The sequence below is a fragment of the Salinivibrio sp. IB282 genome (assembly GCF_001995685.1).
Lineage (GTDB): Bacteria > Pseudomonadota > Gammaproteobacteria > Enterobacterales > Vibrionaceae > Salinivibrio > Salinivibrio kushneri.
The window spans coordinates 1-22,592 of sequence record NZ_MUET01000049.1 but is presented as its reverse complement, the minus strand read 5'-3'; the positions used below and the strand labels follow the sequence as shown (position 1 = coordinate 22,592).

At 50.8% G+C, this 22,592-nt stretch carries 18 protein-coding genes and 1 rRNA gene; 7 read left to right on the top strand and 12 right to left on the bottom strand.

All coding sequences use genetic code 11. From position 1 onward, the window contains the following. The 4 genes from BZG14_RS10705 to BZG14_RS10690 form a co-directional block, all read right to left on the bottom strand. Positions 1 to 294: ribosomal RNA gene (locus tag BZG14_RS10705) — 16S ribosomal RNA — on the bottom strand; the annotation flags it as partial. 541 nt (positions 295 to 835) lie between these two features. After that, positions 836 to 1,360: a menaquinone-dependent protoporphyrinogen IX dehydrogenase gene (hemG, locus tag BZG14_RS10700; RefSeq protein ID WP_069362363.1), complete on the bottom strand. Its 525-nt coding sequence runs from the start codon at positions 1,358 to 1,360 to the stop codon at positions 836 to 838. Between the two features lie 42 nt (positions 1,361 to 1,402). Continuing rightward, complete coding sequence (locus BZG14_RS10695; protein WP_077608709.1) at positions 1,403 to 2,860, bottom strand: TrkH family potassium uptake protein; 1,458 nt, start codon at positions 2,858 to 2,860, stop codon at positions 1,403 to 1,405. A gap of 67 nt (positions 2,861 to 2,927) precedes the next feature. Next, positions 2,928 to 3,566: a YigZ family protein gene (locus BZG14_RS10690; RefSeq protein WP_069362304.1), complete on the bottom strand. Its 639-nt coding sequence runs from the start codon at positions 3,564 to 3,566 to the stop codon at positions 2,928 to 2,930. 216 nt (positions 3,567 to 3,782) lie between these two features. Here BZG14_RS10690 and fadB point away from each other — a divergent pair, with 216 nt between their 5' ends. The 3 genes from fadB to acuI all read left to right on the top strand — a co-directional run bounded on the left by fadB (position 3,783) and on the right by acuI (position 8,292). Then, positions 3,783 to 5,963, top strand: a complete 2,181-nt coding sequence (gene fadB, locus BZG14_RS10685; protein WP_077486969.1) for a fatty acid oxidation complex subunit alpha FadB — start codon at positions 3,783 to 3,785, stop codon at positions 5,961 to 5,963. A gap of 16 nt (positions 5,964 to 5,979) precedes the next feature. Next, positions 5,980 to 7,143, top strand: a complete 1,164-nt coding sequence (fadA, locus tag BZG14_RS10680) for an acetyl-CoA C-acyltransferase FadA (protein WP_077486968.1) — start codon at positions 5,980 to 5,982, stop codon at positions 7,141 to 7,143. 156 nt (positions 7,144 to 7,299) lie between these two features. Further along, complete coding sequence (acuI, locus tag BZG14_RS10675) at positions 7,300 to 8,292, top strand: acrylyl-CoA reductase (NADPH) (protein WP_077486967.1); 993 nt, start codon at positions 7,300 to 7,302, stop codon at positions 8,290 to 8,292. Positions 8,293 to 8,421: 129 nt separating this feature from the next. Here the strand turns inward: acuI and BZG14_RS10670 are convergent, their stop codons facing one another. Then, entirely contained in the window at positions 8,422 to 8,625 is a 204-nt protein-coding gene (locus BZG14_RS10670) for a hypothetical protein (protein ID WP_069362308.1), read from the bottom strand. Positions 8,626 to 8,746: 121 nt separating this feature from the next. Between BZG14_RS10670 and tusA the strand changes: the two genes are divergently transcribed. Then, entirely contained in the window at positions 8,747 to 8,995 is a 249-nt protein-coding gene (tusA, locus tag BZG14_RS10665) for a sulfurtransferase TusA (RefSeq protein ID WP_077459529.1), read from the top strand. Between the two features lie 33 nt (positions 8,996 to 9,028). On the opposite strand, the gene BZG14_RS10660 is transcribed toward tusA, so the two are convergent. Beyond that, positions 9,029 to 9,589 (bottom strand): TMEM165/GDT1 family protein, encoded by a 561-nt coding sequence (locus tag BZG14_RS10660; protein WP_069362310.1) that lies wholly within the window; start codon positions 9,587 to 9,589, stop codon positions 9,029 to 9,031. Between the two features lie 376 nt (positions 9,590 to 9,965). Here BZG14_RS10660 and glyQ point away from each other — a divergent pair, with 376 nt between their 5' ends. The 3 genes from glyQ to BZG14_RS10645 all read left to right on the top strand — a co-directional run bounded on the left by glyQ (position 9,966) and on the right by BZG14_RS10645 (position 14,588). Then, the gene (gene glyQ, locus BZG14_RS10655; protein ID WP_069362311.1) at positions 9,966 to 10,877 is read left to right on the top strand and encodes a glycine--tRNA ligase subunit alpha; all 912 of its coding nucleotides are present in this window, start codon (positions 9,966 to 9,968) and stop codon (positions 10,875 to 10,877) included. 9 nt (positions 10,878 to 10,886) lie between these two features. Continuing rightward, positions 10,887 to 12,956 carry a glycine--tRNA ligase subunit beta gene (gene glyS, locus BZG14_RS10650; protein ID WP_077608708.1) on the top strand — a complete coding sequence of 690 codons (2,070 nt, stop codon included), beginning with the start codon at positions 10,887 to 10,889 and terminating at the stop codon, positions 12,954 to 12,956. A gap of 378 nt (positions 12,957 to 13,334) precedes the next feature. Beyond that, a complete protein-coding gene (locus BZG14_RS10645) occupies positions 13,335 to 14,588 on the top strand; it encodes a valine--pyruvate transaminase (RefSeq protein ID WP_077608707.1) in 1,254 nt (417 codons plus the stop codon). Positions 14,589 to 15,215: 627 nt separating this feature from the next. Here the strand turns inward: BZG14_RS10645 and BZG14_RS10640 are convergent. The 6 genes from BZG14_RS10640 to dnaA all read right to left on the bottom strand — a co-directional run bounded on the left by BZG14_RS10640 (position 15,216) and on the right by dnaA (position 22,408). Then, positions 15,216 to 15,653, bottom strand: a complete 438-nt coding sequence (locus BZG14_RS10640; protein ID WP_069362314.1) for an Hsp20 family protein — start codon at positions 15,651 to 15,653, stop codon at positions 15,216 to 15,218. Between the two features lie 197 nt (positions 15,654 to 15,850). After that, a complete protein-coding gene (locus tag BZG14_RS10635) occupies positions 15,851 to 16,228 on the bottom strand; it encodes a VOC family protein (RefSeq protein WP_077608706.1) in 378 nt (125 codons plus the stop codon). 160 nt (positions 16,229 to 16,388) lie between these two features. After that, positions 16,389 to 18,806 carry a DNA topoisomerase (ATP-hydrolyzing) subunit B gene (gene gyrB / locus BZG14_RS10630; RefSeq protein WP_077608705.1) on the bottom strand — a complete coding sequence of 806 codons (2,418 nt, stop codon included), beginning with the start codon at positions 18,804 to 18,806 and terminating at the stop codon, positions 16,389 to 16,391. An 18-nt stretch (positions 18,807 to 18,824) separates the two neighbouring features. Beyond that, complete coding sequence (gene recF, locus BZG14_RS10625; protein WP_077608704.1) at positions 18,825 to 19,904, bottom strand: DNA replication/repair protein RecF; 1,080 nt, start codon at positions 19,902 to 19,904, stop codon at positions 18,825 to 18,827. Between the two features lie 3 nt (positions 19,905 to 19,907). Beyond that, entirely contained in the window at positions 19,908 to 21,008 is a 1,101-nt protein-coding gene (dnaN, locus tag BZG14_RS10620; protein ID WP_077608703.1) for a DNA polymerase III subunit beta, read from the bottom strand. Positions 21,009 to 21,010: 2 nt separating this feature from the next. Next, positions 21,011 to 22,408: a chromosomal replication initiator protein DnaA gene (gene dnaA, locus BZG14_RS10615; RefSeq protein ID WP_046074846.1), complete on the bottom strand. Its 1,398-nt coding sequence runs from the start codon at positions 22,406 to 22,408 to the stop codon at positions 21,011 to 21,013. Positions 22,409 to 22,592 lie beyond the last annotated feature (184 nt).

Sequence of the window (22,592 nt, the reverse complement as noted above, 5' to 3'; positions counted from 1 at the left end):
GCCATTACCTTACCAACTAGCTAATCCTAACTGGGCCCATCCCAACGCGATAGCTTACATGTAGAGGCCACCTTTGGTCCYRRCTCGTAAYGAACYAAGACATTATGCGGTATTAGCCGTCGTTTCCAACGGTTATCCCCCKCGTCAGGGCAGGTTCCCAGCCGTTACTCACCCGTCCGCCGCTCGACGTCCAGCAAATCCACCGAAGCTTCAATGCTGCCGTTTCCGCTCGACTTGCATGTGTTAGGCCTGCCGCCAGCGTTCAATCTGAGCCATGATCAAACTCTTCAATTTAAGTTTGGTGTTTCCGTAGAAACTGCTCAATGAATACTGATTACTGTTTATCTCCGAAGAGACAAACGAATTGACTGTGCCGAACAACTGYAAAAGTTGTCGTTTGGTCACTCAGTTCATCGAATAAATCTTTTTGTCTATTCTTAACGAGTGCCCACACAGATTGCATAGGTCAAATTGTTAAAGAGCGTTGACTGTRCGAAGCKGCGCTTCGCTYGGYCAGGGCTGCGTATCTTACGCGCCTTRCCGTTAAAGTCAAGAAGAAATTTTATCTTTYATTTTCARCCCAACCGGGTGAAACAAAACCTCTTTTTGACTYYCCTAACGCTTAGCGTYAAGTGGACGGYTATCTTAATCTTTTAAAAACTCACGTCAAGCGTTTATTTTTATTTGATTTTTGCCTCGACATGCTCGCTGAACGCTTGCCCTGCGTGCCGTGTCGATGGAGGCGCATTATAGAGAAGTTGCTCACCTTGGCAAGACTAAAAAGCGACTTTTTTAGGAAAAAGTCGCCATTCGGTCAAACAATCAACGTTATGGCCTAAAAACGGGCAAATTGCTCGCTGAACTCCTCGACTTTTTGCCAATCGGTGTATTCCACCTCTTTGGTCGTATCCGTTTCCCCACCGGTAATGTGCATGATTAAGCGAATCATCATCCGATCGAACCATTTATAGCGTGGATAATAGAGTGCGCCAGCAAAGACGCCATGCAGTTCAGGCGTCCAAGGTGACTTCTCGATAAACTTACGGCTATAAGCGCTGGTTTCTGGCGTATCTTTGCCTGGTTTACGCGCAGTGAGATTGACACTAAAGAATGCTGCTTTCGCCGCTTTAAGCTGATCTGCATGTGCTTCAATAAATTGATACAGCTTTTTATTAAAGTGGCCATAGCGAATAGACGCGCCAATCAAAACCCGGTCGTACTTTGTTAAATCCGCTGAAGGAAGCTGATGAATATCCTTAATCTCACACTGCGCCGACGAGCCAAGCTGCGTCTCGATAAAGTGCAGGATTTTTTTGGTCTGCCCTTCTCGGCTCGAATGTAGCAACAAGACTTTCTGCACTGCGTCGGTTTGCTCGCTCATGTCCTCTCCTTCCCTATTCAACTAGCTCCGCCAGAATGTAGGCGTAAATAAAACTAATAATGTAAATATCTCTAAACGGCCGAACAACATCGCAAGGATCAATACCCACTTCGCCGTGTCATTAATATCGCCAAAGTGAGCAGCCACTTCGCCTAGCCCTGGTCCTAGGTTATTGAGAGTCGCAGCAACGGCGGAGAAAGCTGTGAGTTCTTCAATGCCTGTCGCTATCAAAGCCAACATACAAATGACAAACACTAATGCGTAGGCGGAAAAAAAACCCCATACGGCATCGACCACTTGCTGCCTTAACGCCTTATTACCCACTTTAATGGTGTATACCGCGCGTGGGTGCACCAGGCGTTTTAGCTCGCGCGTCCCTTGCAGTGACAACAGCAGGATGCGAATCACCTTCATCCCGCCACCAGTCGAGCCTGCACACCCACCAATAAATGACGAGAACAAGAGTAAAACAGGGAGAAACAAGGGCCAGTGAGCAAACGTAGTGGTGGTATAACCCGCGGTGGTTGATATTGATACCGACTGAAATAGCGCCTGGGTGAAGGTTTCCGTGAAGCTGTTATAAACCTGATGTCCACTCAGCATGGCAAACACCACCAGCCATAATAGGAGCTGAATCACCAAAAATGCGCGAAACTCTGGATCGCGCAAGTAAAACTTTAGATTGAGCCCATTATTAGCAAAGGCCGCAAAGTGAAGCGAAAAGTTACACGCAGAGATCAGTAAAAACACCACGGTGATAAGATTAACGGCAGTGCTATCAAAATGCCCAATGCTGGCATCATGGGTTGAGRACCCCCCAATCGCGACGGTTGAAAAGCTATGCCCAATGGCATCGAACGCAGACATACCCGCCAGCCAATAAGCCAAGGCACAGCTCACGGTTAACGTCAGGTAGATATACCAAAGCACTTTGGCCGTCTCCGCTATCCGTGGTGTCATTTTGGTATCTTTCACAGGGCCTGGGATCTCAGCTCGATATAGCTGCATCCCACCGATACCGAGCACAGGCAAGATTGCCACTGCCAGCACAATGATCCCCATGCCCCCGAGCCATTGAAGCAGTTGGCGATAAAACAAAATCGCTTTGGGAAGCTCATCCAGCCCCACGATGACGGTTGCCCCCGTCGTGGTTAAGCCAGAAAAGGATTCAAAAAAGGCTTCACTGACCGATAAATCGGGTTGCTCCGATAACATCAGCGGCACCGAGCCGGCGCTACCGATCACCGTCCAGAATAAGACAACAATCAAAAAACCATCACGTGCTTTAAGCTCGTGTCGATAGTTTCGGTTAGGGAACCAAAGTAACCCACCACCCGCTAGCAGGAGGAAAAACGTTAATACAAAGGGATAGCCCGCACCGTCGCGATAGATAAACGCAACCAGCGCAGGCGCTAGCATGGTAATGCTGAACAGGGCCAGCAGGAGTCCGACAATGCGGGTAATGGAACGAAATTGCATAGCCTGACGTGGCCCTCTTATCGGCGGTAGCGACTTTCTACCGTCTCGTCGTTACACGTAAAGCAGGCTAAGTGCCTGACGTTGTCTTATGTTCTAACGGGTGCGCGTGTGCTTGCCCGCGAGTTTGATTTTTAAGTGCCTCAAGAAACACATCGATATAGCGCGCATCGATACGCACACTCAGTCGCACATTATGGCTGAATTCTGCATCGAGCTGAACGCCATCGTGCTGCTTAAGCAATGACTCTATCGTGTCAATGTGAGCATATTCACAGCTTATCGTGTAAGGGACGGTCACTGCCACTTCCCGCGTGGTCAAAAGGCCCAGGGCTTGTTGCACACTACTGCCATACGCCTTTACCAGCCCGCCAGTACCCAATTTGATCCCACCAAAGTAGCGCACCACCACCGCACAAACCTCACCAACGTTCGCGCCTGAAAGTTGCGCAAGCATCGGCTTACCTGCGGTTCCCGCGGGCTCACCGTCATCACCACATCCCCATTGCACGGAAGATTCAGGCCGACCTGCGACAAATGCCCAGCAGTGATGGCGAGCATCAGGGTACGTTTCTCGCAGCGACTGAATAAACTGCTTCGCCTCTTCTTCTCCAGGCGTATGGGCAAGATAGGTGATAAACCGACTTTTTTTTATTTCAAGCTCGTGCCTTACGGTTTCGGCTGGCACGGCATATGGCGTGATTGGCATCCTGGTACACCCTTTGTGTCTCAGCGACGCACTGTACCATATTCCCCCAAGCACGACAGGGACTCGGCCATAGTAAAAACAACCCACACCACATATTTTAAACATTCGTTTAACTTTTGGTTGTCATTTCTTATAACAATGATCCACACTAGGTCGCATCTGGTCTAACCAGAACACTATTCAACCAGGATGGTACTGCCAACGTGGAGAACAACCATGATCTACCAAGGAGATAACCTTTCAGTTCGTGCATTGGATAACGGCATTGCAGAGCTGACCTTAGACAGCCAAGGTTCTGTCAACAAACTGGATTTGGCAACGCTAGAAAGCTTAGACCAAGCCCTCGATGCTTTGTCGGGTCGCGATGACATCAAGGGGCTGTTGCTAACCTCTGCCAAATCAGCCTTTATTGTCGGTGCCGACATCACCGAGTTTCTCGGCCTGTTCGCTAAACCCGACCAAGAACTGTCTGATTGGGTATCTCGCGCCAATGCCATTTTCAATCGTTTAGAAGACTTACCCTACCCAACCCTTAGCGCGATCAAGGGTCATGCGCTAGGCGGTGGCTGTGAATGCATACTCGCCACGGATCTGCGTGTCGCGGGCAAGGATGCGCGTATTGGCCTGCCTGAAACCAAGTTAGGCATCATGCCAGGCTTTGGTGGCACCGTTCGCTTGCCGCGGCTTATCGGCGCGGATACTGCGATGGAAATCATCACGGCAGGTAAAGACAAACGTGCCTCTGCCGCTCTCAAAGAAGGCTTGGTAGATGCGGTCGTCGAGAATGACAACCTTCGCGACGCAGCGATTCGAATGCTTAGCCAAGCAATCGACGAGAAAATTGATTGGCAGAGTCGTCGCCAACAGAAAAAACAACCTTTGGGTCTGAATCGTACCGAAGCGGCGATGAGCTTTACCATGGCCAAAGGTATGGTGGCGCAAGTCGCTGGCAAGCATTACCCCGCACCAATGACCGCCGTGACGGCCATTGAAGAAGCCGCAGGGATGACGCGCGATGAGGCGCTCAAGGTTGAAAATCGCTATTTCGTTAAGCTGGCTAAAACCGATGTGGCGCAAGCCTTGGTGGGGATTTTCCTCAATGACCAAGTCATCAAAGGCAACGCCAAACAAGCCGCCAAACAAGGTAAAGATACGGAGCGAGGCGCTGTGCTCGGCGCGGGCATTATGGGCGGCGGTATTGCCTACCAATCGGCGCTTAAAGGCGTACCTGTGATGATGAAAGATATCGCCCAGGCTTCGCTAGACCTCGGCATGAAAGAAGCAACCAAGCTGCTGAATAAGCAGTTAGAGCGTGGTCGCGTCGATGGCTTTAAAATGGGTCAAGTGCTGTCGTCAATCACTCCAAGCCTCCACTATGCTGGCATTGAGCACAGCGATGTGGTGGTCGAGGCCGTAGTCGAGAACCCGAAAGTGAAAACCAGTGTGCTCAAAGAGGTCGAAGCGCTGGTTAGCGAAGAGACGGTGATTGCCTCTAACACCTCCACGATTCCTATCAACACACTGGCGAAGTCTTTATCGCGCCCTGAAAACTTCTGTGGCATGCACTTCTTTAACCCAGTTCACCGCATGCCATTAGTGGAAGTTATCCGCGGCGATAAAACCTCTGATGAGACCATTGCACGCGTCGTGGCCTACGCCGCCAAGATGGGTAAATCACCCGTGGTGGTGAACGACTGCCCCGGCTTTTTCGTCAACCGCGTATTGTTCCCCTACTTCCATGCCTTTAGCTTGCTACTACGCGACGGCGTAGACTTTCAACGCATTGACAAGATCATGGAAAAACAATTCGGCTGGCCGATGGGTCCGGCGTATCTGCTAGACGTGGTCGGGATTGATACCGCGCACCACGCACAGGCGGTGATGGCGGAAGGCTTCCCAGATCGTATGAGCAAATCTGGCCGCGATGCCATTGATGTGATGTTTGAAGCCGAGCGCTTCGGTCAGAAAAACGGCAAAGGTTTCTACCGCTACAGCACAGATAAAAAAGGCAAGCCGAAAAAAGAGGCTGATGAAGCTGTCCCTGAACTGCTCGCCCCCGTCATCCAGGGTGGCCAGGCAGAGATCAGTGACGAAGACATTATCGCGCGCATGATGGTGCCGATGATCAACGAAGTCGCCCGTTGTCTGGAAGAAAACATTATCGCCTCTCCGGCTGAGGCAGACATCGCCTTGGTGTATGGCATTGGCTTTCCGCCATTCCGAGGTGGTGCTTTCCGTTATGTCGATACCTTGGGTGTTGATAACTACGTCGCCATGGCAGACAAATTCTCTGATCTCGGCGCTTTGTATCATGTTCCTGCGGATATGAAACGTCGTGCCGGCGATAAACAGGCTTACTTTGATGTCACACCGGTCAACGCACCGCAATCAGCCTAAGTTTAAGGAGAGAACAATGAACAATGTAGTGATCGTTGACTGTATCCGTACCCCAATGGGCCGCTCAAAAGGCGGTGTGTTTCGCCACGTCCGCGCCGAAGATCTCTCAGCGCACTTGATGAAATCTCTGTTGGCGCGCAACCCTGCGGTAGAAAGCACCAGCATTGAAGACATTTACTGGGGCTGTGTACAGCAAACACTCGAGCAAGGCTTTAATATTGCCCGTAATGCGGCACTCCTTGCTGGCATTCCACATAATGTGGGCGCGACTACCGTCAACCGCCTGTGTGGCTCGTCGATGCAGGCGCTACACGATGCGGCTCGCGCGATTATGGTGGGTGACGGCGATACCTTCATCATTGGTGGGGTTGAACACATGGGTCACGTGCCGATGAATCATGGGGTCGACTTCCACCCAGGGATGTCGAAGTCCGTTGCCAAAGCGGCAGGCATGATGGGGCTCACTGCTGAAATGCTCGGCCGTATGCATGGCATCAGCCGTGAAATGCAAGACCAATTTGCTGCGCGCTCCCACGCCCGTGCGCATGCCGCCACCGTGGAAGGCCGCTTTAAAGATGAGATTGCGCCCATTGAAGGCCATGATGCCGATGGCTTATTGACGTTAGTGGAAGACGATGAAGTCATTCGTCCCGAAACCACCGTCGAGAGCCTCGCTGGCCTGCGCCCAGCCTTTGACCCTGCCAATGGCACAGTCACCGCTGGCTCGTCGTCGGCATTATCGGATGGTGCCTCTGCAATGCTGGTGATGAGTGAAGAAAAGGCCAAAACCTTGGGGCTGCCTATCCGTGCACGTATCCGCGCCATGGGCGTTGCGGGTTGCGATCCCTCGATTATGGGCTACGGTCCAGTCCCTGCGACCAAAAAAGCGCTCAAACGTGCGGGCCTAAGCATCGATGACATTGACTTGGTCGAACTGAATGAGGCATTTGCCGCCCAGTCTTTGCCTTGTGTGAAAGATCTTGGCCTGATGGACAAAGTGGATGACAAGGTTAACCTCAACGGTGGTGCCATTGCGCTGGGTCACCCATTAGGTTGTTCCGGTGCACGCATCTCGACCACCTTGTTACATCAAATGGAGCGCCAAGATGCGACGATAGGTTTGGCAACCATGTGTATTGGCTTAGGCCAAGGCATCGCCACTGTGTTCGAACGCGTCTAACGATGAACCTATCATTAACAAAGAGCGGCTGAGTCCGCTCTTTTTTTTGGCTTGCGTCACCCCGCTCGCAATCGCATAGTGATTGATGTAACGCAAGTGGTGGTCACTTCATCCGGCCTAGTATGGCCGCTCACAGACTTCAACCGGGAGAATGCTATGTTTAACGCGCTTGTCCTTGAACAACACGAGAAGCAAACCTTCGCGAAAATCACCTCGCTCGATGACGATTTGCTCCCAGACGGTAATGTGACTGTCGATGTCGATTTTAGCTCCTTGAATTATAAAGACGGCTTGGCCATCACCGGAAAAGGCAAGATTGTTCGCCAATTCCCGATGGTGCCAGGTATCGACTTTGCCGGCACGGTTGCTGATAGCCAACACCCCGACTATCAACCCGGAGATAAAGTGGTGCTTACTGGTTGGGGCGTCGGTGAAGCACACTGGGGAGGCATGGCAGAGAAAGCGCGTGTTAATGGCGACTGGCTCGTTCCCCTTCCAGAGGGACTCTCTGCGCAACAAGCAATGATGGTAGGCACCGCGGGGTTTACCGCGATGTTATGTGTGCAAGCCTTAATCGATGGTGGCGTCAAACCTGAAGATAGCCCAGTGTTAGTCACCGGTGCCAGTGGCGGCGTTGGCTCTGTCGCGGTCACCTTATTGCATGCATTGGGCTATCGCGTCAGTGCCGTCACAGGCCGTCTTGAAGACAATCAAGCGTGGCTTAAACAACTGGGCGCTGACGAGGTACTCCCACGCGAGTCCTTTAGCGCACCCGGCCGCCCGCTGGATAAGCAACAGTGGGCAGGCGCGATTGATACTGTKGGGAGTCAAATGCTCGCCAATGTTCTCTCACAAATCCACTACGGGGGCACGGTTGCCGCATGCGGCCTTGCCGGCGGTTTTGACTTACCCGCCACTGTGATGCCGTTTATTTTGCGCAATGTGCGATTGCAAGGAGTTGACTCCGTCTCTTGCCCGAAAGCGCAACGTCAAGCTGCGTGGCAGTCACTGACCAAGCTATTGCCCGCCAGCTACTTTGAACAGGCATGCCACACCATCGCTCTGGCGCAAACCCCAGAGTATGCGAATAAAATTATTCAGGGCGAGGTTAAAGGTCGCGTCGTGATTGATATCGCTTACCAAGGCTAACGCAAGCAAAAGGCCAATCTTTGTGATGGATTGGTCTTTTTTGTCGACGCACAGACAAAAAAAATCCCGCTCGAAGAGCGGGGAAGCCCAAGAAAACTGGGAGTGAGTGTAGCTGTTGAGTGAGTTAGCCTAGTCAGGCTGCGAGCGTGGCGTTGAGGCCGATAAGGCTTCTACCAATAACCCCAAAGCTGCGGCGCAGACTGCTAGTGTTGCCAAGAGAGTGTGCTCATGACTATGCGTTAATCCCCAAAAAGCGAATCCGCTCAGCCCTGTGTAAGCAGCGATACGGTGTCCATAAGCCAAGCTCAATTTGCCCGTTTGCGCTTTTCTCATGCTCTCGCCTTTAGTTAATAACTTGTTAAATAATCTACACAAACCATTTACAAGCGCAACCCTGATTGAATAATTTGTCGCCATAAGTATGATCAAGTCGACACTTTTTGAGGTAACAACAATGACACTCGCTTTTGACCACGCTGATCTCCAACTCGATGCCTTAGGCTTGCGCTGCCCGGAACCTGTAATGATGGTGCGTAAGCGTATCCGTCATATGGATGACGGTCAGACCTTGCTGATTACCGCGGATGATCCCTCCACAACACGGGATATTCCCAGCTTTTGTCGCTTTATGGACCATACCCTGGTCGCAGCCCAAACAGAGAGCGTGCCATTCCAGTTTTTGATCAAAAAAGGGCTGGCATAACGCCAACCCTTACCGATTCACCATTGTCTTGCGTCAACTCAATAGATACCAGGTATCCAGTACAGCCAACGCCGCAAACATGGCTGCGGCGAGCGCCCGTACGGCAGCGAGCGGGACATGGCGCTGAATTTTATCACCGGCCAGCACCACAGGGACGTTGGCTAGCAGCATACCAATGGTTGACCCAATCACCACCACCCACAATGCTTCATTAAACTGTGCCCCCAATGCCGTGGTGGCGAGCTGGGTTTTATCGCCAATTTCTGCGACAAAAAACGCACAGAAGCTCGCCCAAAACGCGCTTTTGCCCTGAATCCCTTCATCTTCAAGCTTGTCAGGGATCAGCATCCATACCGCCATCACACTAAAGCTGATAATCAAAATGATATGCAATACGGTATCGGTCAGGATATCGGCCGCGACCACGCCAAGCCAGGCGGCAATGGCGTGATTCACTAGTGTCGCCAATAAAATGGCACTGACAATCACCGCAGGTTTTCGAAACCGGGTCGCCAACGCTAGCGATAATAATTGGGTTTTATCCCCGATTTCCGCCAAGGTGACGGTGGAGATAGAAATAGCAAGAACGCTCATGACATTGCTCATCTGGGGCAGGGCTTATTATGATTCAACCACGACAACACACACGCCCCACCCCGGTTCGTGCGATTGTCGTTGGTCTCGTCAAGCCCAGAGCACCTAATGGCAGGCTTGCAATCACCATGAAGATTTTGCTTCAACTATGTTGATGATTGCCCCACTGACTGTGCAGTGGTCGACTACTCCCCAAAACGCCGCTAGTGTACGATGTGAACACTCGCTTGGCAACTTCTATTCCTCCTGCCCCCGTACGCAGAAAATAAGCGCATCAAAGGCGCACAAAAATCCGCCAGCCCCCTACTGCTTGGGCGCGCTGCGAGTTATAATTGCCAGCTATTTTCTCCATTCATCAACTCGCGCGAACCTGACAATGCATAAATTCGATATCAAAACCTTTCAGGGTATGATCCTCGCGCTGCAGGATTATTGGGCCCAGCAAGGCTGTACCATTGTTCAGCCGCTAGACATGGAAGTGGGTGCAGGTACCTCCCACCCGATGACATGCTTGCGTGCACTTGGTCCAGAGCCCATTGCAGCGGCTTACGTTCAACCTTCTCGTCGTCCTACCGATGGGCGTTATGGCGAGAACCCGAACCGTCTGCAGCACTACTACCAGTTTCAAACCATCCTGAAGCCGTCACCCGATAACATTCAAGAGCTGTACTTAGGCTCGCTGCGTGTGCTGGGGATTGATCCAGAAGTCCACGACATTCGCTTTGTGGAAGATAACTGGGAAAACCCAACGCTGGGCGCTTGGGGCCTAGGTTGGGAAGTCTGGCTGAACGGGATGGAGATCACTCAGTTTACCTACTTCCAACAAGTAGGCGGCCTGGAATGTAAACCGGTCACGGGTGAGATTACCTACGGTATCGAACGTCTGGCGATGTACATTCAAGAAGTCGACTCTGTGTATGATCTGGTTTGGACCGATGGCCCATTTGGCAAAGTCACCTACGGCGATATTTTCCACCAAAACGAAGTGGAGCAATCGACCTATAACTTTGAACACGCTGATGTTGATTTTCTGTTCCGCTACTTTGATCAGTGCGAAGCCGAAAGTACCAAGCTACTGGATCTCGAGCAGCCGCTCCCTTTGCCTGCTTACGAACAGATCCTAAAAGCCGGTCATGCGTTCAACCTACTGGATGCGCGCAAAGCCATTTCAGTGACTGAACGTCAACGCTATATTCTGCGCATTCGCACACTGACTAAACGTGTCGCCGAAGCCTACTACGCATCTCGCGAAGCGCTAGGCTTCCCGATGTGCCGACACAGCAAATAAGGGAGCATCATGGCAACGCAAAATTTCCTGATTGAGCTCGGCACTGAAGAGCTACCACCAACAGCATTGCGCACACTGGCTGAAGCCTTCGCGAGTCAGTTTGAAGCGCAACTAAAAGACGCTGATCTGAGCCACCAAGGTATCACTTGGTACGCGTCCCCGCGTCGCTTAGCACTTAAAGTGGCTGCTTTGAGCGATCGCCAGCCAGATAAAGTGGTTGAGAAACGCGGTCCTGCGGTCAAAGCCGCCTTTGACGCAGACGGCAATCCCACCAAAGCCGCCATGGGTTGGGCGCGCGGTAATGGGATTGATGTGAGCGAAGCCGAGCGCCTAAAAACTGATAAAGGTGAGTGGTTGCTGTATCGTCAACACGTACCTGGCCAAGCCATCGACGCCTTATTGCCGGTACTGGCCGATAACGCCCTAAGCAAACTGCCTATTCCTAAACCCATGCGCTGGGGTGACAAAGACACCCAGTTTATCCGCCCAGTGAAAACCTTGGTGATGCTGTATGGGGACACCTTGATTGAAGGCACCATTCTTGGCGTGGCATCCGATCGCGTGATTCGAGGTCACCGCTTTATGGGTGAATCGAGCTTAACGCTGGATCATGCTGACCAATACCCAGAGCGCCTTGAGCGTGAAGGTAAGGTCATGGCCGATTATGAAAAGCGTAAAGCATTGATTATTAAAGATGCCAAAGCAGCGGCTGACGCGGTTGGTGGGGTTGCTGAGCTTGATGACGACTTGGTTGAAGAAGTCACCTCTTTGGTGGAATGGCCAGTGGTACTGACTGCCTCTTTTGAGAACAAGTTCCTTAAGGTGCCATCAGAAGCGCTGGTGTACACCATGAAAGGCGACCAAAAGTACTTCCCGGTTTATGACGCTAATGGCGAGCTACTGCCCAAGTTCATCTTCGTGTCTAACATCGAATCGAAAGATCCGACGCAGGTTATCTCTGGGAATGAAAAAGTCGTGCGCCCTCGCCTCGCGGATGCAGAGTTCTTCTTTGATACAGACCGCAAGCGCCCATTGATTGATCGCCTGCCAGAGCTAGATAGCGCGGTATTCCAAAAGCAATTGGGTACCATCAAAGATAAAACCGACCGCATTACTTCACTCGCAGGACAGATAGCAGAGCGTATCGGTGCCGACAAGGCACACACTGAGCGCGCAGGCCAACTGGCAAAGTGTGACTTAATGACCTCGATGGTGTTTGAGTTCACCGAAACCCAAGGCGTGATGGGCATGCACTATGCGCGTCATGATGGCGAGCCCGAAGCCGTAGCGCTGGCGCTGAATGAGCAATACTGGCCACGCTTTGCCGGTGATAAGCTACCTACGACGCCGGTCTCCTCAGCACTCGCAATGGCTGACAAAATGGATACCATCGTGGGCATATTTGGTATTGGTCAAGCCCCTAAAGGCAGTGACCCCTTCGCCCTACGTCGGGCCGCATTAGGGGTTCTACGTATTGTCGTCGAGAATGGCTATCAGCTTGATCTTGTCGACCTTATTCGTGATGCCAAAGCCCAGTACGATGACCGTTTGACGCACAAAGAGGTAGAGACGGACGTTCTCGACTTTATGCTAGGTCGTTTCCGCGCCTGGTACCAAGATATGGGCTATAGCGTCGATATTATCCAAGCGGTTTTAGCCCGTCGTCCAACCAAGCCTGCTGACTTTGACAGCCGCGTTAAAGCGGTGTCGCACTTCCGCAGTCTGGAAGAAGCCGAAGCACTCGCTGCCGCCAACAAGCGAGTAGGCAATATCTTGGCCAAGTATGATGGCGAGCTTCCTAGCAACGTCGATACTGGCTTGCTACAAGAAGACGCAGAAAAAGCATTGGCGAACGTGGTAGCAGAGAAAGTCGCTGCAGTTAAACCTCTGTTTGCTGACAGCGATTATCAAGGCGCGCTGACCGAGCTGGCACAATTGCGCACACCGGTTGATACCTTCTTTGATAACGTGATGGTCATGGCAGATGATCCCGCACTGAAAGCCAACCGTTTAGCGATGCTTCACCTTATCCGTGAGCAATTCCTCAACGTGGCAGATATCTCTGTTCTACAGAAGTAATCATCAGCAACACACCACTCAGCCCCGCCATTGTGCGGGGCTTTTTTTGGCTATTTAAACGCGCACGCCCCTCTTGGCCACTCACTCTCGTCTTATTAGCGACCAACTCACACCCTCATTGTTTTTTAACCTCAATGACGCTAATCACCCTGTTTGTCGAGCCAAGCCGAGTTGGTTTCACGTGAAACACGCGGCTTGTTATCCCTTTCAGCGACTTTTCTCCCGAGTGTGTACCGATAACGTAACAACCCCCGTCAACCATGCCAGTTAGTGACCAAGAGATAACGAACTTATCAGACTTTCTTTTAGACAATAGATTGTTGTATGTTGATTGCAGCTTAACCACAACAACGATACAGATATTTAAAGGCACTAATCATGGAAGTCACTCACTTTGGCGAGAAGTTAGCAAATCACTCGGGCATCACACAGTTAATGGACGATCTTAATGACGGCTTACGTAATCCAGATGCCATTATGCTAGGTGGCGGCAACCCCGCTGCGATACCGGAAATGCTCGATTACTTCAAAACACTGAGCCAGTCGATGCTCGATGATGGAAGCCTCGTTCATGCGATGGCCAACTATGATGGGCCACAAGGCAAATCAGCCTTACTCAACGCGCTCGCCGAGCTTCTTAACAAAACCTATGGCTGGCAGCTTTCTAGTAAAAACATCATGCTGACCAATGGCAGCCAAAGTGCGTTCTTTTACCTGTTTAATCTATTGGCTGGACGATACGCCGATGGCACCCACAAAAAAATCTTACTGCCTCTCGCGCCGGAATATATCGGTTATGGTGACGCCGGAATTAACGACGACATTTTCGTCAGCTACCAGCCTGAAATAGAATTGCTCGACAACCGTCAATTCAAATATCACGTCGACTTTAGTCGCCTAACAATTGATGACAACATTGGCGCCATCTGTGCCTCCCGCCCGACCAACCCGACCGGCAATGTACTCACTGATAGCGAAATCCATCAGCTTGATCAGTTGGCACGTGATAACAATATTCCACTAATTATCGATAACGCGTACGGTACCCCCTTCCCTGATATCATTTTTGAATACGTCGCACCGTTTTGGAATGAAAACACCATACTCTGCTCAAGCTTGAGCAAGCTGGGTTTACCAGGCGTGCGTTGCGGCATTGTGATCGCCAACGAAGATGTCATCCAAGCCATGTCAAATATCAATGGCATTGTAAGTTTATCTCCCAACAGTGTTGGGCCAGCGATGGCACTTTCAATGATAGAGCGTGGCGACCTACTCCGCCTGAGTAAAGACGTCGTTCGTCCCTTCTATCAGAAAAAGTCGCAAAGAATATTAAACATGGTGCTTGAAACCATTAACGATGAACGTGTTCGTGTTCATAAACCAGAAGGTGCCATCTTCCTATGGCTGTGGTTCAACGATCTCCCTATCTCCACCCAAGAGCTATATAAACGTTTAAAAGCGCGCGGTGTGCTGGTGGTACCCGGCGAGTACTTCTTTATTGGTGTCGATCACGAAGGTTGGGATCATGCTAAGCAATGTATCCGAATGAACTACGTGCAAGATGACAAGATGATGCAGAAAGGCATTGATATTATCGCTGAAGAAGTCGCGCGCGCCTACAACGAGGAATAAGCCTTAGTTTCACGTGGAACACTGGCTAATAGACGTTCCACGTGAAACCTTTTATAGATTTCCTATCTCATATTTTGAGTCAACACTCAAAGAACAACTCGTCATTCAAATATTGCACGAGACTTTTGGACAAGGTGAAGTAGTCGCTCATCTCGCACCACTTAAGACCAATTAGGCTCACAGCAAAAAAGTCATCATCCAGCTCTGCTAATGACACGCTTTCCTTGCAAGCGGAACTACCCTTATGGCGTACCACTACACTCTCCCAAATAGCCGTCGATTCAATCTATGTAGTCAGCCCGAGCGTCCATTGGCTAGGCTTAAAAGGCCAGACGAGATGGTTTGCTATTGGTATTCTATGTTTCACGTGAAACATTACTCTCGCCGTCAGTAATATATCTATCGAGAGAGGACGTTCTTGGTTGGGAACTGAAACACCAGTATTTGTTCATTCAGCGGCAGAGTGTTGGTCACGTATTACAGATCTATGTGGACGGGATAAATCATCAGGCGCTTTACAGCTTCGGATGTCACGACGGATTGGCAGGCTCGTCTTAGGTGTATAGTCGATAAAAAGGGCAGCATGGCTGCCCTCTCCCTTATCGTGAACCACTCGGGATTTAAGGTTTACTCAGCGTTTTCTAGCAAACGGCTACCGATTTCGATACGACGAGGCTTTTCTTCCTCTGGTACTTCGCGTACTAAATCAATATGTAGCATGCCGTTTTCCATGTCTGCCCCTGTCACTTTAATATGATCATCGAGCTGGAACTTGCGCTCGAAATCGCGCTCGGCAATGCCTTGGTACAAGAACTTAGTATCTTGATTACGTGCACCCTTTTTACCGGCGACGATTAGGCTATTTTTTTGCTGAGTGATATCCACCTCATCTTGGCTAAAGCCTGCTACCGCCATGGTGATGCGGTATTGGTTTTCTTGGCTTTGCTCTATGTTGTAAGGAGGAAATCCACCCGCATTATTGGTATTGCTGTTTTCAACCAGATCGAATAAACGATCGAAACCAATTGCAGTACGATAGAGTGGAGAGAAATCAAAGTTACGCATAATCTTACCCTTCCTATGAAGCAATAAAATGTTATCTACGGCCTTCCAACTCGGACAAGCCCCCGGCGACCCAATGGCATCGCCTCATTACTCTATATAAGGTTGCGCAAATTGATTTCAATGGCTGTTAGTAAAATTTTTTGTTTCGTGAGTGGCGCACTATTCTATACCTCACCACTCTCCCCCAGCGCATCGCACTAATCGAGCGGCGCTACGCGCACCAGATGCCCATCAGGATCTTGAACCACGAAGGTTCGACCAAACACATCATCATAAGGAGCCTGCACCACATCGATGGTTAGGTTGTTCGACCATTGGTCAAAAGCCGCATCAACGTCATCATTGGTGGGTACCATAATGCCAATTTCACTCAGTCGGGTGATTGATGGTGAGGGCTGCTCGCCGCCTGTCCACAATGCAAACAAGGCATCGCCCTGTTCAGACGCTGAAAATGCCACATACCTGGGGCTGGTAAATACCGGCTCGCACTGAAAGAGTTGCTGGTAGAATCCCACAGAAAGCTCAATATCAGAAACATAAACCAGTTGGAGGTTAGCACGCGTTTTTATAGACATAAGGCTTCCTATCACTCTGCTGTTAAGAGAATGACGAGATTACTCGTGCCAAAAACAACTGTATATACAAACAGTTATGTATTGCGATTTGCCTCGCGAATAGATATGAAAAAGGCCAGCAATGCTGGCCTTACTTGTTGATAAACAGTTGGTTGATCAATTAAACATCGAGGTTTTCTACTTTCAGTGCATTATTCTCGATAAAGGCACGGCGTGGCTCAACTTGATCACCCATCAAGGTGGTAAACAGCTCATCTGCGGCAACCGCATCCTGAATCGTCACCTGCATCATACGACGGCCCTCTGGATCCATGGTGGTTTCCCAAAGCTGCTCTGGGTTCATCTCTCCCAAACCTTTGTAGCGCTGACGAGATACCCCACGGGTTGACTCTTTAATCAACCAGTTGAGCGCTTGCTCAAAGCTCTCTACCGCTTGGGTACGCTCACCGCGTTTGACATACGCCCCTTCATCCAAGAGATCATTCAAGGTCTCTGACAAGCTGGCGATTCGACCGTACTCTTTCGAGTTCAGGAAGTCATAGCTCACCAAGTACTTGTAATCAACACCATGAGTCCGCACCACCAGCTCTGGTACCCATACTTGGTGCTCTTCATCGAGTCGGCACGATGCCTGATACTGGCTTTCTCCCGWCGACTTACGATTCAAAATCTCAACGATGTTTTCTACCCATTGCTTAGCGGCCCACTCGTCGCGTAGGTCATCGACTGACAAGCGAGGTTGATAAAGTAGCTCATTAAGCAGCGCGGCGGGATAGCGACGCTTCATACGCTGGATCAGCTTGAGTACACCGTTGTACTCTTTCACCAACTTCTCGAGTGACTCGCCGTGCATCGCTGGCGCATCTGGGTTCACGAACAATGACGCGTTTTCCAACGCCAATGCCACCTGATACTGCTCCATCGCCTCATCATCTTTGATGTATTGCTCTTGCTTGCCCTTTTTCACTTTATAAAGCGGTGGCTGAGCAATATAGATGTAGCCACGCTCAATCAACTCTGGCATTTGGCGATAGAAGAAGGTCAGCAGCAAGGTACGAATATGCGAGCCGTCGACATCCGCATCGGTCATGATAATAATGCTGTGGTAACGCAATTTATCCGGATCGTACTCTTCGCGGCCAATCCCGCACCCCATTGCCGTGATCAATGTCGCCACTTCTTGCGAGGACAACATCTTATCAAACCGGGCTTTCTCGACGTTGAGAATCTTACCTTTCAAGGGCAAGATCGCTTGGTTCTTACGGTTACGCCCTTGCTTGGCTGAGCCGCCCGCCGAGTCACCCTCCACAATGTAGAGTTCGGATAACGCCGGATCTTTTTCTTGGCAGTCGGCAAGCTTGCCGGGAAGGCCAGCTAAATCCAACGCGCCTTTACGACGCGTCATTTCACGTGCTTTACGTGCCGCATCACGCGCTCGGGCCGCGTCAATGATCTTGGTACATACCACTTTCGCATCAGCCGGATGCTCAATCAAAAAGTCTGATAAGTGGCTGCTCATGGCGGATTCAACCGCCGACTTCACTTCTGATGACACCAACTTGTCTTTGGTCTGGCTGGAAAACTTAGGATCCGGCACTTTTACCGAGACCACCGCGGTCAAGCCTTCACGGGCATCATCGCCAGACGTCGCGGCTTTGGCCTTTTTAGAGTAGCCTTCTTTATCCATGAAGCTGTTGAGCGTGCGCGTCAATGCCGCGCGGAAGCCGGCCAGGTGCGTACCGCCATCGCGCTGCGGAATATTGTTGGTAAAGCAATAGATATTCTCTTGATAGCCATCGTTCCACTGCATTGCCACTTCGACACTCACTCCGTCTTCACGGGTGTGTTCAAAGTGGAAGACTGATGGGTGGATGGAGGTCTTCTTGTTGTTGAGGTGTTCAACAAACGCGCGGATCCCGCCTTCGTATCTAAAGTGATCCGCTTTGTCTTCTTCGCGCTCGTCAATCAGCTTAATGGAGACACCCGAATTGAGGAAAGACAACTCACGCAAGCGCTTGGCAAGCACGTCATAGTTAAAGTTGATATCAGAGAATGTCTCTTCACTTGGCCAGAAACGAATACGGGTACCGGTTTGCTCGGTCTCCCCCATTTCAGCCAACGGCCCCAACGGTTCGCCGTGTGCAAAGTTAAGCTGGTGAACATGGCCATTACGCCAAATGGTCAACTCGAGTTTTTCTGACAAGGCGTTGACCACCGACACCCCCACTCCGTGAAGGCCGCCAGATACTTTGTAAGAGTTGTCATCAAACTTACCGCCAGCGTGAAGGACGGTCATGATCACTTGTGCAGCCGATACACCTTCTTCCTCATGAATATCGACCGGAATACCACGACCATCGTCGCGAACCGACACCGAGCCATCCTCGTGGATGGTCGCCACGATATCATTACAATGTCCGGCCAGTGCTTCATCGATCGAGTTATCGACCACCTCAAACACCATGTGGTGCAGGCCGGTACCATCGTCGGTATCGCCGATATACATTCCCGGACGCTTACGCACGGCATCCAAGCCCTTCAGTACCTTGATACTCGATGAATCGTATTCGTTGGACATTGAGTTACTCTCGCTTATTTATCCTGCGTTAATTTTGCCATGTTCCACATGAAACATCTTACTATTTTCGTCGCAAATTTCCGCGACTTGATCGGCACTAATGGCGCTAACAAAAACCTGAGCCCCGATACGGGTCAGCTCACTGGCCAAGAGTGCTCGCCGGCGACTGTYTAATTCGGAAGCAAAGTCATCGATTAAGTAGATACAAGCAATACCTTGCTCCTCGCTATATAACTGGCCTTGTGCCAGCCGAAGTGCACATACCATGAGTTTTAACTGGCCGCGCGATAGCACATCATCGACTGGCGTACCTGCCACCTTGATACGCAAGTCGGCTTTATGCGGGCCTGACACCGTGTATCCCATCTGCTGGTCGCGCTCAAAGTTCGCCGCCAACAATGCCTGATAGTCGGCACCTCGCTCCCATCCTTGGTAAAAGCGAAACTGGATGGAAAACTCGGGGAGAAAGGCTTGGCACAATGCGGTCGCTCGCGCGGCCACCGCATCAACGTATGCTTGACGCCATGCGCTGATTTGCTCGGCAAGGCGTGCTAGTTCCGTATCCCATACTTGGATATCGCCATAGTGGCGCGCTGTTTTCAACGCGGCGTTGCGTTGCTTCGTCAGGCGTTTTACGCGCGTCCACGCTTCAAAAAATCCTGGCTCAGAATGAAACACCCCCCAATCGATAAACGCACGACGAAACTTGGGGCCATCGGTTAACAACTCGAACCCTTCCGGGGTGATCAATTGCAATGGCAGCACTTTGGCCAAGGCCACCAGCWTTTGCCCTTTTTCTTGACCAATTTTAACATCTGCACTGCCATCTCGGCGCTTTTGAATCCCGACCGGAAGCAAGATCCCATCTTGCGTTTTTACGCGACCATGTACCGTAAGATGAGGTTGTTGATGACGTATCACTCGGCTATTAAGCGCGCTGCGAAAAGAGCGCCCATGACCGAGAAAGTGAATGGCTTCCAAGACACTGGTTTTACCACTGCCATTGGGGCCAATTAAAAAGTTAAAGCCTGACGACAATGCAATATCGCAGGCTTCAATATTTCGAAAGTCGTGAACGACCAGTCGTGATAGCGCCATAACCTAGAGGCGAATTGGCATCACAACATACATGGSGTCTTCGCGATCGCAGTCCTCAATCAAGGTACTGCCCACCGCGTCTGTCATCGAAAAACGCACCTTGTCACAACGTAAAACATTGAGCACATCGAGCACGTAACTGACATTAAAACCGATTTCAATTGGCTCACCTTGATAGTCGACTTCCAAAAACTCTTCCGCTTCTTCTTGCTCGGGGTTATTGGCAGAGATACGCAGCTCGCTCCCTTCAATATTCATTCGCACGCCGCGAAATTTCTCGTTCGATAATACCGCCGCCAATGACAGCGCTTGTTTTAATTCCGCGCAATTGACTTCCAACGTACGAGAGGTTGATTGCGGCAACACACGGCGATAGTCAGGGAAACGCCCATCCACCAATTTAGAGGTAAAAGTCACGTTACCCACCACCGCACGAATATTGGACGCGCCAATTTGGATATTCACCGGGTGCTCGCTGTCATCGAGCAAACGCGCCAACTCACTGACGCCTTTACGTGGCACAATCACTTGTTGTGCGGGCAACCCCTCTTCCATGGATAAATGGCATACCGCCATCCGGTGGCCGTCCGTCCCGACCGTACGCAATGTGTGCCCGTCCGTTTCGAACAAAAGCCCATTAAGGTAATAGCGCACATCTTGATTTGCCATCGAAAACTGGGTGGCGTCAATCAGATGACCCAGCTTGCTTTGCGGCACTTGTAAGCTCACTTCGGCATGCCAGTCTTCGATGTTGGGATAATCTGAAGCCGGTAAGGTCGATAAGGTAAAGCGGCTTCGCCCTGCGCGCACCACCACGCGGTCGCCTTCTTGCGCCACTGTGATACGGGCTTCGCTATGTAAGCCTTTGATGATATCCATAAACTTACGCGAGGGCACAGTGATAGCGCCATCAAGATGCTCACTGTCTAGCGGCGCGGTGGCATTGAGCTCAACCTCCATATCGGTCGCCGTCAGCTTAAGTTGCTGCTCCGCCACTTCAATTAATAGGTTACTTAAAATCGGCAAGGTACTACGCCCGCCTAACGCCCCAGAGACTTGCTGAAGCGGTTGAAGTAATTGCTCACGCGTAAGAGTAAATTTCATAATTAGGACGACAATGTTCGAATCAGGTTAGAGTAATCTTCTTTAATGTCGTGACTTTCTTCACGCAGTTGCTCAATCTTACGACAAGCATGCAGTACTGTAGTGTGGTCACGACCGCCAAATGCATCACCAATTTCCGGTAAGCTGTGGTTAGTCAGCTCTTTCGCTAACGCCATCGCCATCTGTCGAGGTCGCGCCACCGAGCGAGACCGACGCTTGGATAACAAGTCTGCCATCTTGATTTTATAATATTCAGCCACGGTTTTCTGGATATTATCGATGGTGACCAATTTTTCTTGCAAGGCGAGCAGATCGCGCAGGGCTTCACGCACGAAATCGATGGTGATCGCTCGCCCGGTAAAGTTGGCATTAGCGATCACCCGGTTAAGCGCCCCTTCCAGTTCACGCACGTTTGAGCGCAGACGCTTTGCGATAAAGAAAGCCACCTCATCAGGTAAACGAATGGCATGGTCTTCCGCTTTTTTCATCAAAATCGCCACGCGGGTTTCCAGCTCAGGCGGCTCAATCGCCACGGTCAGGCCCCAACCAAATCGCGATTTTAAGCGATCCTCGACCCCGTTTATCTCTTTAGGATAGCGGTCGGAGGTGAGAATGATCTGCTGGTTACCCTCGAGCAACGCATTAAAGGTATGGAAGAATTCTTCTTGTGAGCGTTCTTTGTTGGCAAAAAATTGAATGTCATCGATCAACAATGCATCGACACTGCGGTAATAACGCTTAAATTCTTCAATCGCGTTGTTTTGTAGCGCTTTGACCATATCTTGCACAAAGCGCTCTGAGTGCATGTACACCACACGCGCATCCGCTTTGCGATCAGAAATGGCATTCCCCACCGCATGCAATAAGTGCGTTTTACCTAAACCCGTGCCGCCATACAGAAAAAGCGGGTTGTAGGCAGCACCCGGATTATCTGAGACCTGACGCGCGGCCGCCAAGGCTAACTGGTTAGATTTACCCTCAACAAAGTTATTGAACTTGTGTTTGGGGTTGACGTTGGAGCGATGATTAACATCCGATTGCACCGGCGACGGGGCAGGCTCCCACACGCGTCCTTGCGGCGGCGCAGGCGCGGCTTGTTGCGGCGCGGGCGCAGCGGCAGGACCGGCAGGTGCTGCTTGCGGCGTCGCGGCAACCGGTTTACTCCCCACCTCAAAGCGCAGCATGGGTACGTCGACACCACAAAACTCGTTCAGCAATTGATTAATTTGATGCAGATACTTATCTCGCACCCAATCAAGCACAAAACGGTTTGGGGCAAAGAGGGTCAACGTATTGTCATTGAGCTCGGCCTGAAGTGGCCGTACCCACATACTGAATTCTGTCGCAGGTAAATCATCTTGAAGACGTTCAAGACACTGCAACCAAAGCGATGATGACACGTTTGACTCCACGCAGTTGTACCGAAAAGAGAAAGGCTTCAATGGTACTCCTGTCGCGTCCAGATCGCTACCCACACGATCCCGAAATCAGTGAATAAGATCCGAGTTATTCACATAGATCCCACAGAAATACGCGAGATCGCCACAACAAACCCATGTTTTACTCACAAGAACAGGATCAGAT

Bases quoted from the DNA above. Each gene is read 5' to 3' on its own strand.
- BZG14_RS10690 (WP_069362304.1), bottom strand. From the start codon at position 3,566: ATGCCAATCACGCCATATGCCGTGCCAGCCGAAACCGTAAGGCACGAG.
- fadB (WP_077486969.1), top strand. From the start codon at position 3,783: ATGATCTACCAAGGAGATAACCTTTCAGTTCGTGCATTGGATAACGGC.
- fadA (WP_077486968.1), top strand. From the start codon at position 5,980: ATGAACAATGTAGTGATCGTTGACTGTATCCGTACCCCAATGGGCCGC.
- BZG14_RS10670 (WP_069362308.1), bottom strand. From the start codon at position 8,625: ATGAGAAAAGCGCAAACGGGCAAATTGAGCTTGGCTTATGGACACCGT.
- tusA (WP_077459529.1), top strand. From the start codon at position 8,747: ATGACACTCGCTTTTGACCACGCTGATCTCCAACTCGATGCCTTAGGC.
- BZG14_RS10660 (WP_069362310.1), bottom strand. From the start codon at position 9,589: ATGAGCGTTCTTGCTATTTCTATCTCCACCGTCACCTTGGCGGAAATC.
- glyQ (WP_069362311.1), top strand. From the start codon at position 9,966: ATGCATAAATTCGATATCAAAACCTTTCAGGGTATGATCCTCGCGCTG.
- glyS (WP_077608708.1), top strand. From the start codon at position 10,887: ATGGCAACGCAAAATTTCCTGATTGAGCTCGGCACTGAAGAGCTACCA.
- BZG14_RS10645 (WP_077608707.1), top strand. From the start codon at position 13,335: ATGGAAGTCACTCACTTTGGCGAGAAGTTAGCAAATCACTCGGGCATC.
- BZG14_RS10640 (WP_069362314.1), bottom strand. From the start codon at position 15,653: ATGCGTAACTTTGATTTCTCTCCACTCTATCGTACTGCAATTGGTTTC.
- BZG14_RS10635 (WP_077608706.1), bottom strand. From the start codon at position 16,228: ATGTCTATAAAAACGCGTGCTAACCTCCAACTGGTTTATGTTTCTGAT.